This is a genomic window from Nannocystis punicea (genome assembly GCF_026965555.1).
GTDB lineage: Bacteria > Myxococcota_A > Polyangia > Nannocystales > Nannocystaceae > Nannocystis > Nannocystis punicea.
Map to the genome: position 1 here is coordinate 1,653,523 of NZ_CP114040.1, position 11,873 is coordinate 1,665,395.

The window sequence follows — 11,873 nt, forward strand, 5'->3', positions numbered from 1 at the left end:
TCATTCCGCGTGGTACTTCAGCTGGGCGAAGACCTCGGCGGGCTCCTCGAGCTTCACGTCGACGTGCTTGCCGTCCTGGACCTTGCGCAGGCCCTCCAGGAGGATGTGGTCGGTGTCCTCGAGGCCGCCGTCGATGATGAAAGAGTGCGGGAGCTCGGCGGCGACCGAGATCGGTCGCTGTTTGACGATGCCGTCGTCGCCGACCACGAAGACGTAGCGGCGATCGAGGATCTCGAAGGTCGCCTTCTGCGGGATCATCTGGGCGTTGGGGTACTTCGTCGTCACGACGATGTTCCCGGTCTCGCCGTGCCGCAGCAGGCCGGTGGGGTTGGGGAAGGTCGCGCGGAAGGCGATGTTGCCGGTCGTGTTGTCGAAGTCGGCCTCGATCGTCTCGACCTTGCCCTCCTGGTCGAACATCTTGTTGTTCGCCATCTGGAACTTGACGACCATCTTCTGCTCGGGATCCGCCTTGTAATCGAGGTACTCGGCCTCGGGCACGTTGAAGTAGATCCACAGCATCCGGTTGTCGGACAGCGTCGTCAGCAGATCGCCCTCCTCGACGAGGCTGCCGAGCCGCACCACGAAGCGGTCCATCAGGCCGCTGAACGGGGCGCGGATCTCGGTCAGGCGCATGTGCGTCTGGGCGAGCTCCAGCTCGGCCTTGGCGCGATTGAGCTTGGCCCCGGCCAGCGCGAGCTCGGCCGACGACACGATGTCCTTGTCGGCCAGCATCTTGGTGTTCTTGTATTCGATCGAGGCCATGTCGGCCTCCGCCTCGGCGCGGTGGAGGTCCGCTCGGTAGATGAGCGGCATGATCTGGAACATCTTCGTGTTCTCCTCGATCAGCTGGCCCTCGTCGACGAAGATCCCCGTCAGATAGCCGCGCTCCTGGGCGCGCACCTCGATGTGCTGGATTGCGTGGACCTGGGCGACGTATTCGCGGGTCAGCTCCACGTCCTGCCGGAGCGGGGTCGTGACAGCGAAGACCCCCTCCTCCGCGTGATGCTCGTGCGGATGCTGGCACGCAGACATGAGCAGGACCGCCAGTCCGCCCGCTAGTGAGATGATTCGAGGCATGAATTTTTTCTCATCATTGCGGCCGAGCAGCACGCGCAGGATCGCCAGGAAAATGGAGGTAGGCCGCCGCGGCGCGATTGGAATGATGTTGTTCATCGAGGTTCGCCTGTCGCGCGCGAGGTCTTCACGCACGGGCCCAGGCGCGGCGCCCTCCATTGAGGGGCCGCGGCCTGCGAGCCTGGTTCACGTCGTTACACGTGCGATGCCGGGGCCGTATCGGTTGGAGATCCTTGATCAAATCATGAGGGTACGGGGACCGATTGGATAAATTCCAAGCGATCGATGGGAGCCTTTCCCATCCTCGTCCCCGCGCGCCCGTCTGCGAGATCGCCGCGGCGTGCGCCGCATCCACCCGCGGCGAGGGTTTCACCGGAATGCAAGCGGCGTGCTCCGGTGTGGCGCGCGGATTGCAGCCGCCGGAACGAACCGCGTTATCCTCGCCGAGGACGCCTGCCCGTGACCCGACGACCCTTCGCCCCCGCCGAACGCAGCCGTGTAAGGATCAGCGGCCTCGTATTGCTCCTCGGCGCGGTGCTCACCGTCGCGGCGGTCGCGCTGGTCGGGATCTGGTTCGAGGACGCGGAGTCCGAGCTGGCGATGCAGCGCGAGCAGCGGCGCCTGGGGAACCTCGCGTCGCTGCTGGCCGTCGAGCTCGCGGCGGAGCTGGCGAACCTCGCGCGCGATCTGCCGCAGACCCCGGACCCCCCGACAACAGACTCCGCGGCCTGGACCGCGAAGGTCGCCGGCGGCGATGGCCGCGAGCTCGCCGTGCGGGTGCAGATCGGGGAGCTGTTCCACGCCGCCGATCACCTCGATTCGGCGGATGAGCGCATCTTCATGCAGCCGCCCGGCGCCGACAAGTTCTTCGACCTGCACGGCCTGTCCGCAGGGCCAGGTGTGCTCGCGGAGCTGGTCGCGCGCGGCGAGGACACCGGCATGCTGTCCGCGGCCCAGGCGCTGCAGCTCGGGCTGCCCGAGTACCCCGCGTTCGTCAGCGTCGCCGCGGCCGACGGCGGCGTCCTCGGCAGCTGGCGCGTCGCCGTCGTCGGCAGCACCCGCGAGGAGGTCGAGCGCGACCGGCGGGGCATGCTGCGCGTGATCATCAAGGTGCTGCTGACCGGGATCACCACGCTGGTGTTCGGCTACTTCGCGTTCCGTGAGTTCCGCGCGCAGGTGATGGCCCGCCACCAGCTCGAGCTCGCCGAGCAGCGACGCGCCGGGGAAGAGGTGCTCGCCCGCGAGAACCGCACCGCGACGATGCTGACGCTCGCGTCCGGGGTCGCCCACGAGGTCGGCACGCCGCTCGGGCTGATCCGCGTCAAGGCGGAGGCGCTGCGCGACGCCCTGCAGGACTCGCCGGAGGAGCAGGACGCAAAGACGATCCTCGGGCAGGTCGACCGCCTGCGCGACGTGGTCCAGGGGTTCCTCCGCGCCGCTCGCGGCAGGATGCCCGAGCAGGCGCGAGTGGCCCCCGCGACGCTGGCCCAGGCGGTGCGCGACCTGATCTCGCACCGCTTCCAGGCCGCCGAGGTCGAGCTGCAGGTGGAGAGCGCGCCCGAGATGCCGGACGTGCGGGTCAACGGACTGCTCGTCGAGCACGCGCTGGTCAACCTGCTCGTCAACGCCTGCGACGCGTCTCCGCGCGGCGGCCTCGTCACGCTGCGTGTGCGCCAGGAGGGCGAGGACGTGGTGTTCGAGGTCCTCGACGAGGGCGAGGGCGTGCGCGAGGAGGACCGCGAGCGCCTGATCAAGCCGTTCTTCTCGCGCAAGGCCTACGGCACCGGTCTCGGGCTCGCGCTCACCAACGAGATCGCCCGCATGAGCCGCGGGTCCGTCACCCTCGCGCCGCGGTCGCCACGCGGCGCGATCGCCACGCTGCGTTTGCCCAGGGAGGTTCCATGACGAGCGAACACAAGGTCCTGCGCCCGCACGTGCTTCTGGTCGACGACGAGCCCGAGTGGGGCGACGCGCTCGGCGAGCAGCTCGGTCGCCGCGGCTTCAAGGTGCACGTGGTGCGCGACGCCGCGGCCGCGCTCGCGCTGCTCGAGTCGCAGGAGATCGACGCGCTGGTCACCGACCTCCGACTGGAGCGCGGCGACGGGGTGTCGCTGATGGTGCAGGCGCAGGAGCTGGTGCCGCAGCTGCCGACGATCGTGATGACCGCCTACGGGGCGATCGACACCGCGATCGAGGCGATCCGGCGCGGCGCGTTCCACTACCTGACCAAGCCGTTCGGGGTCGACGAGCTGGTGCTGTTCCTGCGCCGCGCGCTCGACGACCGCCGGCTCCGCCGCGAGACCGGAGAGCTGCGCCGGCGCCTTCACGACGCGGCGCCCAAGGGCCTGGTCGGCCGCAGCACGGCGATGCGCGCGGTGTTCGAGGTGGTCGCCCGGATCGCCGACACCGACGTGCCGGTCCTCCTCACCGGCGAGACCGGCACCGGCAAGACCACGATCGCCGCGGCGCTGCACGACCGCAGCCAGCGCGCGTCGGCGCCGTTCGTCGCCGTCAACTGTGCCGCGATCCCCGAACAACTGCTCGAGAGCGAGCTGTTCGGCCACACGCGCGGCGCCTTCACCGGCGCGACGCAGGCGAGCCCGGGGCTGTTCGCGGAGGCCGACCAGGGCACCCTGTTCCTCGACGAGATCGGCGAGCTGCAGCCGGCGCTGCAGGCCAAGCTGCTGCACGTGATCGAGCGCGGCGTGATCCGACCGATCGGCGGGACCCGCGAGCGCCGCGTCAACACCCGCATCCTCGCCGCGACCAACCTCGACCTCGCCGCCGCCGTGCGCGCCGGCGAGTTCCGCGAGGATCTCTACTACCGCCTCGCCCTGGTCGTGCTCGAGATCCCGCCGCTCCGCGACCGCCGCGAGGACATCCCGCTGCTCGTCGAGCAGGGCCTCGAGTCGGCGCGCCGGCGCTACCCGACCGCGGTGCCGCGCCGGATCGGCGACGAGGTGATGGCGGCGTTCCTCGCCTACCGCTGGCCCGGGAACGTCCGCGAGCTGACCCACTTGATCGAGCGCCTCGTGCTGCTGTCGCGCAACGAGGTGATCGTGCCGGCAGACCTCCCCCGCGGCTTCGGCAGCGAAGGCCCCGACGCCGAAGAGGGCGGGCCCGGGCCGTTCGGCGACGCAGTGCTGCCGCTGCGGGAGATCCAGCGGCGATATGCGCGCTGGGCGGTCGCGCAGAACGGCGGCGTCAAGGCCCACGCGGCCCGCGCGCTCGGTGTGGACATCAAGACGCTGATGAAGCTGCTCAGCGAGTGACGGGGACGCGGCGGCCTCGAGGGGCAGCAGCCCGGCGCGTGCGCCGTCGAGCTCGCAATTGTTCACCGGGTCGCGGACCTGATGCTGCTACGATTTCGGGCTACCTTCGGAACGCAGGAGTCGCAGGATGTCCACCCCCTCCCAGAATTCATCTTCCGAGGAATACCTGGCCGCCGTGACCATCGGGGAGCGAGTGCCCCTCAACGCCCAGATCACTTTGGTGGCCCCGGATCCGCAGTGGCCCGTCATGTTCGCCCAGGAGCACGCCCGGATCTCCGCCGTCCTCGGTGACCGCGCCCTCGCCCTGGAGCACGTCGGCTCCACCTCCGTCCCCGGGCTGCTCGCCAAGCCGATCCTCGACATCTTGCTCGTCGTGCCCGATTCGAGCGACGAACCCGCCTATGTCCCGGACCTCGAGGCTGCCGGGTACATCCTGCGCATCCGCGAGCCCGACTGGCACCAGCACCGCCTGCTCAAGGGCCCCGACACTCCCATCAATCTCCACGTCTTCTCGCCCGGCTCCGCCGAGGCCCCTCGCATGCTCGGCTTCCGCGATCATCTCCGGGCCAATCCCGCGGCGCGCGATCGTTACGCCCAGGCCAAGCGTGAACTCGCGGCTCGGACCTGGACCCACGTCCAGCACTACGCCGACGCCAAGACCGAGGTCATCGAAGCGATCCTGACGGAGGCGCGTGCCACGGATCCAGCAAGACAGGATCGCCCAGGACATGAGTCGAAGTGACTGTGAATGCTGGTCGCCGACGCGAGCGACGCCGCTGACACCGTGAGCCCGGTGTGGCCGGTGATGGGCGAATGTCGATACGGACGGCCGGGCTTGACCTGGAGCAGCCTTCACCTGTCGCAGACTCCGAGTCCACGGCGCGATATCAAGCGGGCAGTTCGGCGAGCAGTCAGTCACCTGTCTCACTCCGAGCACCTGGAGTCCGGAGCCCTCGGCGGCCCGCTGTGCCCGGTGCCGCGGCGCCCACAGTTGACCGCCAGCCTCTGTACATGCCACGGTGGTTGCCTCCGCGGTGTGGATAGGATCGGCATCACCGCAGAGCAGGAGATGGTGTGAGTACCGCGGTTGGATCGGACAATGCTCTGCAGGAAGAAGTGCTCGCACTGCGCCAGCGGGTCGCCGCGCTCGAGCAGGAGCTCGCGCCGCTGCGGCGGACGCAGGAGCTGCTGCAGAGGGTGATGGACAACCTGCCGCAGGCGATCTTCTGGAAGGACCGGGAATCGGTGTTCCTCGGCTGCAACGAGCAGTTCGCCAGACACAACGGAGTCCCTTCCCCCGCGGAGATCATCGGCAAGACCGACAGGGACATGCCGTGGGCCGAGTTCGCCGACCTGTACCGCGCGGACGACCGCCGGGTGATGGAGACCGACGCACCCAAGCTCAACTACGAGGAGCCGGTCCCGCTGCCGGACGGCACCGAGGGCTGGCTCCGGACCTCCAAGATCCCGCTCCACGACGACATCGACGCAGTGTTCGCCGTTTTGGGCATGTACGAGGACATCACCGCGGTCAAGCGCGCCGAGGCCGAGCGACTGCGCGCGAAAGAGCAGGAGATCCAGGCCCAGGCCGACATCCTCGCCGAGCTCTCGACGCCGCTGATCCCGATCACCGACGTCGTGATGGTCATGCCGATGATCGGGAAGATCGACGCGAGGCGAGCGCAGCAGATCCTCGAGACCCTGCTGTCGGGGATCGCCGCCAACCGCGCCCGGACGGTGATCCTCGACATCACCCGTTTTGGCTCAATTCAGCAACGCACGCGAGAGCTGGAGCTCGGTGCCAGCCGGTGCCAACGCGGTGCCAGTCTCCTCCTCCTCGACGAGGTTGAGGATGGCAGCCGCACGGCGGCTCGTGTCGGTGCCACGGATCTCCTGGAGGTAGATCTCCGTGGTCGTCATGTTCTTGTGCCGCAGGAGTCCCTGCGCGTCCGCAACACCCGCCTTGGGGTGGTGCGCCACGCGGCTCGCGGCGCAGAGACGCAGGAAGTGCCCGCGCTTCTTTAGCGGCAGTCCCGCGCGCTCGTGGATGCGGTACACCCGGTCGCGATCCGTGTTCGTGTGGAGAGCATCACCTGACGCGGTGACGCAGACGTAGCGCTTCGGTATGCATCCGGCGAGCTACGTTCCCGGTTGAGCCACCCGCCGCTGTCGCCGCAGCCGAGGGGGAAGAGACAGACGAGCGGAAGGACGTGGAGGCGAGGCATCGACATGGGAACACGTGTTTCGAGCACCAGGCTGGAGAGGATGGATGGGAGAGTTGCAGGCAGAGCCAGCTCGGCCGCAAGTCAGCGCGGCGGGGGGGACAGGCGGCGGCGGTGGTGAGGTCGCTGTTGTTGTCCTGGTTGCACTCGAGGATGGTGCCGGACTCGCTGTCGCTCGCCGACACGCCGGTGGTCGCGGTGGTGGTCGGCGCGGTGGTCGTCGGGCCGCTCGTGGCGGCAACGACGGTCCAGCTCGACGCGCCCGAAACGACCGAGCTCGAAGTCGGCGAGGCGCTCGTCGCCGGCTTCCGACATGGCCTTCGGGACATGTTCGTTCCGCGATCAGGCCGGCCAGCGCTGCTGCTTCCACGGGCTCTTCGCGTCGGCGAGCAGCCAATCGACGGCCTTGGCGCGCTAGACCGCTCAACCGGGGACGAAGCCGACGTCGCAGCCGTAGCGGACGTCGAGCTTCGCGTCCGGGTCGGCCTGGACGAGCGCGCAGGCCTGCGGGCACAGGAACACGCTGCCGCCCGCGATGTAGAAGGCGTTCGCCCCGCAGGCGGCCTGGTCGACGACCTGGTGGAAGGGCTGCGGCGGGCCGCCGCCGCCGGGGGTGTAGTCGATCTCGATCGTGTTCGGGTCGATCGTGCCCATGTCGGGCGTGGGGATCGGGAAGTCGCAGGCGATCGGCGTCGCCTCGACGACGTCCTTGGCGATCTCCTGGAACAGCACGTCGAACTCATCGACCTGCTCGAGCGGGAAGCGCCAGCCGCCGGACAGCACGCTGACCTGCTGGATCGACTCGCCCTGGCCCTGGATCGGGTCCATCGGCAGCCACGGGGCCGACGGCGGGTTGTTCGGATCCATCGTGGTGATCGAGTGGAAGACGTAGCGGCGGTCCCCCGGTGTGCCGAAGTGCGGCGGCTGCAGGCCGAGCAGCGAGGCGTCGAAGGCGTCGCCGACGTCGGTCTCGGTCGGCGCGCTCGTGCCGTCGGTCATCGCCAGGATCACCTTGCGCGTGTCCGGCCGCAGGAAGTCGCGGTAGCCGCTCGGCGCGAGCCCGTGCCAGTCGGGCGTGGTGTACCACGCGAGGATGTTGTCGAGGAACGCTCCCGAGCCGGTCTCCGCGTCGTAATGCTTGTACCGCTCGGTCACCGCCGGGACCTCCGGCGGATCGACGCAGTCCGTGCCCGAGAGCGGGGCGGAGATGCAGATCGTCAGCTCCCCGCCCGGCGGGTAGTCTCCGAGCACGATCACGCGGTAGTCGATCGCGCTCGCCTCGAGGATCTGCGCGAAGTCGTCGTTGATGCTCGCCTCGACCGCCTCGATCGCCGACTCCATCGAGGGCGAGGTGTCGACGACGACGACGATGTCCACCCCGATCGACTTGGTCTCCGGCGCGAGCATCTGCGCCGCACACTCGCCGGTGGTGCCGTCGATGTCCGGCGCGGCCCCGAGATCGAACTTCATGCCGTTCGTGCCCGTCGTGCCCGTCGTCGGCACACCGCCGGTGATCGAGTCGTCACCGGTGGTCGTGCCGTCGGTCGGGCCGCCGGGGACGGTCGTGACGATGGCGCCGGAGTCGCTGGCGGTGCCCGTCTGGCGGCCGACGCTGTCGCCGCAGCCGAGGGGGAAGAGACAGACGAGCGGGAGGACGCGGAGGCGAGGCATCGACATGGGAACACGTGTTTCGAGCACCAAGCTGGAGAGGGTGGATGAGAGAGCTGCGGGCAGAGCCAGCTCGGCCGCAAGTCAGCGCGGCGGGGGGGGACAGGCGGCGGCGGTGGTGAGGTCGCTGTTGTTGTCCTCGTTGCACTCGAGGATCTCGCCGTCGCCAGCGCTGGCCTGGTCAATTTCGACGTAGAAGTCGGCAGTCATGTCGAGCGGCGGGGCGTCCACGACCAGCTTGATCTTCTCGCTGCCGCCCGGCAGCAGCGCGACGGTGGTGTCGATTTTGTCGAGCAAGATGCCGGTGGCGTCCTGCCCGAGGTAGAAGTCGACATCGACGCCGGCGGGGACGCCGAGGGCGCCTTCGTTGCGGACGGTGGCGATGAGCTCGAGCTGCTTGGGGCAGAAGCCGAGGCCGATCGAGAGCTCGACCGTGAGGTCGGGGGCGTTGAACACGCCCTCACCCTGGACGTTCTGTCGATAGTTGTTGAGGCCGGGGGTGGTCCAGTTGTTGTCCTCGACCATCGGCACGTTGCCGGCCGAGGTGGTGCCGGTGACGTGGTAGGTGTGCTGGGTCCAGACGCGGCGCGTGGGCACCCAGCCGTCGCCAGCGTCGCCGTAGAGGAACACGCCCTTGCGCTGCTGGTAGCCGGGATCGTCGCAGCCGTCGACGAGGGTGGCGACCATGAGGATCTCGGAGTTACCGTCGGCGTCGGCGTCGACGACCAGCGGGTACTCGTGGATCGTCGCGCTCGAGTTCTCGATCTTCAGCAGGATCGACCCGTCGATGCCGGAGTAGACGCGCGCGTAGCACTCGTCGTTGTAGGTGACCTCGGCGGCGCCGTCGCCCTGGAAGTCGAACACCGACGAGCCGGTGACGTTCGACGACTGATCCTGGGTGATGCTCGACCAGCGGCGATAGATCGCCCCGAGCGCGGGCATCGGATCGTTGTCGGGCTTGACGATCTCCTCGCCCTCACGGTGGAGGTCGAACACGGTGTACTGCGAGGCCGCGGCGATGGCGAGCTCGGGGCGGCCGTCGCCGTCGAAGTCGCCGACGGTCGGCGGGCCGCCGAGGCCGCCGCCGGGGATCGTGTGCGGCTGGGTCCGCAGGGCGTCGTTGCCCTCGCACATGACGCCCGTTGGATCGACGCCGCACCACAGCTTGCCGGTCAGGCCGTCGAGGACGCGCACCATGCCGGAGGCGGCGAGGACGACCTCGGGGGTGCCGTTCTGATCGAGATCGGCGATCGCGGGCCAGCCGTCGGTGCCGTCGGTGTTGTTCCACAGCTCAGTGACCATGACCGTCGGCGGCGCGTCGGCGGTCCAGGCGACCTTCCAGGCCTGCTTGCCGCTGACGATCTCGGGGTAGCCGTCGCCGGTCACGTCGGCGACCGCCGAGAGGCCGCCGGGGTAGTTCGGCGGAGCGCCGACGAGGCCGCCGTTGTTGTTCAGGTTCCACACGACGAGGCCGTCGTGGTCGATGAGGGTGGCGCCGAAGACGACCTCGGCCTGCGGGTCGTTGTCGAAGTTGGCCAGGGTGGCGCCGCCGTTCTGCACGCCGGTGCTGACCTGCGCATTGTCGGCGTCGTGCGACGTCCACAGCCAGGCGCCGGCGTGGTCGTAGGCGTGGATCGGGCTCTTGCCGCCGGCCTCGCGCCCTGCGAAGACGATGTCGGGCAGGCCGTCGCCGCTGACGTCGCCGACGGCGAGGGTGCTGCGGCCCTGCGTGCCGTACTTCTGGTTGACGGGGTCGTGCTCGATGCGGAACTTCTCGAGGCCGCTGGCGCCGTCGAGGACGACGACGATGCCGGTCGTGTAGTCGAACTGGGTGGCGTTGACGACGACCTCGGGGACGCCGTCGCCGTCGAGGTCGGCGACCGCGGGGCTCGAGAGCACGTCTTGCTCGGTCCACTGCCACTCGAGGAACACGTTCAAAGAGTCGAACTCGGGGATGATCTCGCAGGTCAGCGGATCGGGCTGCGGCAGGCACTGGCCGAGGGTCTGCTCGCAGTACTCACCGGCCTTGCAGTCGTAGGAGTCCTGGCACGGGCCGGTCGGCATGACGCACTCGGCGCCCGAGCAGATCTGGCCGATCGCGCAGCACTCGAGGCTCGGGCCGCAGTGGACGCCGCTGTCACACTCGGGCATGCAGTTGTCGGCGAGGCACTCGTTGCCCGCCGGGCAACAGCTGGCCGGCTGACCGCACAGGGTGCCGCCCTCGCACTGGTCGTCGCCGGCGGTCGAGCTGCTCTCGGTGACGGTGTTGCCGGTGACCGCCGTGGTGCCGGACTCGCTGTCGCTCGCCGACACGCCGGTGGTCGCGGTGGTGGTCGGCGCGGTGGTCGTCGGGTCGCCCGTGGTGGTGCCAACCGTGGTGATGCCGGTGATCGAGTCGGTGCCGCTCGCGCTCGCGCTGACCCCGGCGCCGTCGTCCCCGCAACCCGCTGCACCCAGCGCCAACAACACCCAAACCGAGACTCGCCCCATCCATTTGTCGTGCATCGCCAGCAATAGGCCGGGGAAGATGGATGCGGCCGAGCGCCGCGGGGAATGGTCGCCATGAGACGTGTACGCGGTGTGAGTGTTCTTACGCATGCGAGGCACCGGCTTGTATCCCATGCTCTCATCATAGTATCTTCATGTCAAGATACTTTATCTGGATATACTTCAGGTATGCCCAAGAGATCTTCCTCCGTCGGTGCAGAGCTCGATGTGGTCGACCAACTGTTGCAAGACTGGCGCCGCGAGCGTCCTGAACTGGATGCGTCCGCGATGGCAGTGGTCGGCCGTATCCTGCACCTGGGCCGGTTGCTGGAAGCGGGCGCCAATGAGCGCCTGCGCGCAGCGGGCATCAGCTACACCGACCTCGACGTGCTGGCGACGCTCAGACGCTCGGGCGCGCCATACCGGCTGACCCCGACCGCACTCCGGAAATCCGTGCTGCTCACCTCGGGGGCGATGACCGCCTGCCTGAATCGCCTGGAGGAGCGCGGGCTGCTCGTGCGCAGAGCGGAAGACGGCGACCGGCGCTCGCTGGCGGCTGCGCTCACGGCCGCGGGCATCCGGCTGATCGACAAGGCGATCGTCACCCGCTTCGAACAGGCCGAGGAGGCCGTCGCCGGCTTGAGCGCGGCCGAACGCGCCGAACTCGCGCGCCTGCTGCGCAAGTTGCGTCTGCAGATGTCCGCCCCGGGTTGAGCCCGCGTCCGCTGGTTGGAGCCGGCGGTGCCGGTGCCGTCGTCGATTGCGGCGCGTCGGGGGCGCGCTGGACCGTCGCGCAGATCGTGGTGCGGTCGGGGATGCCGCCCGGCACGCTGACCGTCACTCCCGGGGTCCAGTCGACGAGGCGCTCAGGCGGGATGATGTTCTGCTCCGGTCCGGGAGGTGGGATCGCGGGTGGGTCCGCTGGTCGTCCCGCCAGTCGTTCATGCACGAGCGGACCGCCGCGCTCGAGGTCGCCGCGGCCGAGAGCGCCGCGCTGCAGCAGCAGGTGATCGAGGCCCAGTGCGCGACGCTGCAGGCGCTGTCGACCCCACTGGTGCCGCTCGCCCGCACGGCATCGACCTCGGCGGCATCACCACCTGCAGCACGCTCCAGCGCGGCGTCGCCCTGGCCCTGGCCGCGGGGCGCTGAC

At 69.3% G+C, this 11,873-nt stretch carries 9 protein-coding genes; 6 read left to right on the forward strand and 3 right to left on the reverse strand.

The features are described 5' to 3' along the window. Complete coding sequence (locus tag O0S08_RS06440; protein ID WP_269038128.1) at positions 1-1,209, reverse strand: efflux RND transporter periplasmic adaptor subunit; 1,209 nt, start codon at positions 1,207-1,209, stop codon at positions 1-3. A gap of 324 nt (positions 1,210-1,533) precedes the next feature. On the opposite strand from O0S08_RS06440, the gene O0S08_RS06445 reads away from it, so the two are divergent. The 4 genes from O0S08_RS06445 (at position 1,534) to O0S08_RS06460 (ending at position 6,371) form a co-directional block, all read left to right on the forward strand. Beyond that, on the forward strand, positions 1,534-2,979 hold the full coding sequence (locus O0S08_RS06445) for a sensor histidine kinase (protein ID WP_269038129.1): 1,446 nt from the start codon (positions 1,534-1,536) through the stop codon (positions 2,977-2,979). Continuing rightward, complete coding sequence (locus tag O0S08_RS06450) at positions 2,976-4,346, forward strand: sigma-54-dependent transcriptional regulator (RefSeq protein WP_269038130.1); 1,371 nt, start codon at positions 2,976-2,978, stop codon at positions 4,344-4,346. The genes O0S08_RS06445 and O0S08_RS06450 overlap by 4 nt, the downstream gene beginning before the upstream one ends. Before the next feature lie 127 nt (positions 4,347-4,473). Beyond that, complete coding sequence (locus O0S08_RS06455) at positions 4,474-5,088, forward strand: GrpB family protein (RefSeq protein ID WP_371879529.1); 615 nt, start codon at positions 4,474-4,476, stop codon at positions 5,086-5,088. A 332-nt stretch (positions 5,089-5,420) separates the two neighbouring features. Beyond that, positions 5,421-6,371, forward strand: a complete 951-nt coding sequence (locus O0S08_RS06460; RefSeq protein WP_269038132.1) for a PAS domain-containing protein — start codon at positions 5,421-5,423, stop codon at positions 6,369-6,371. A gap of 620 nt (positions 6,372-6,991) precedes the next feature. Here the strand turns inward: O0S08_RS06460 and O0S08_RS06465 are convergent. Continuing rightward, on the reverse strand, positions 6,992-8,245 hold the full coding sequence (locus O0S08_RS06465; RefSeq protein WP_269038133.1) for a hypothetical protein: 1,254 nt from the start codon (positions 8,243-8,245) through the stop codon (positions 6,992-6,994). Between the two features lie 75 nt (positions 8,246-8,320). Next, positions 8,321-10,705 carry a hypothetical protein gene (locus tag O0S08_RS06470; RefSeq protein ID WP_269038134.1) on the reverse strand — a complete coding sequence of 795 codons (2,385 nt, stop codon included), beginning with the start codon at positions 10,703-10,705 and terminating at the stop codon, positions 8,321-8,323. 207 nt (positions 10,706-10,912) lie between these two features. Here O0S08_RS06470 and O0S08_RS06475 point away from each other — a divergent pair, with 207 nt between their 5' ends. Both O0S08_RS06475 and O0S08_RS06480 read left to right on the forward strand, forming a co-directional pair. Beyond that, complete coding sequence (locus tag O0S08_RS06475; protein ID WP_269038135.1) at positions 10,913-11,437, forward strand: MarR family winged helix-turn-helix transcriptional regulator; 525 nt, start codon at positions 10,913-10,915, stop codon at positions 11,435-11,437. A gap of 306 nt (positions 11,438-11,743) precedes the next feature. Next, on the forward strand, positions 11,744-11,872 hold the full coding sequence (locus O0S08_RS06480) for a hypothetical protein (RefSeq protein ID WP_269038136.1): 129 nt from the start codon (positions 11,744-11,746) through the stop codon (positions 11,870-11,872). The last annotated feature ends 1 nt before the right edge of the window (position 11,873 follow it).

Coding starts and splice junctions, on each gene's coding strand:
- O0S08_RS06475 (WP_269038135.1), top strand. CDS start 10,913: ATGCCCAAGAGATCTTCCTCCGTCGGTGCAGAGCTCGATGTGGTCGAC.
- O0S08_RS06465 (WP_269038133.1), bottom strand. CDS start 8,245: ATGTCGATGCCTCGCCTCCGCGTCCTCCCGCTCGTCTGTCTCTTCCCC.
- O0S08_RS06455 (WP_371879529.1), top strand. CDS start 4,474: ATGTCCACCCCCTCCCAGAATTCATCTTCCGAGGAATACCTGGCCGCC.
- O0S08_RS06450 (WP_269038130.1), top strand. CDS start 2,976: ATGACGAGCGAACACAAGGTCCTGCGCCCGCACGTGCTTCTGGTCGAC.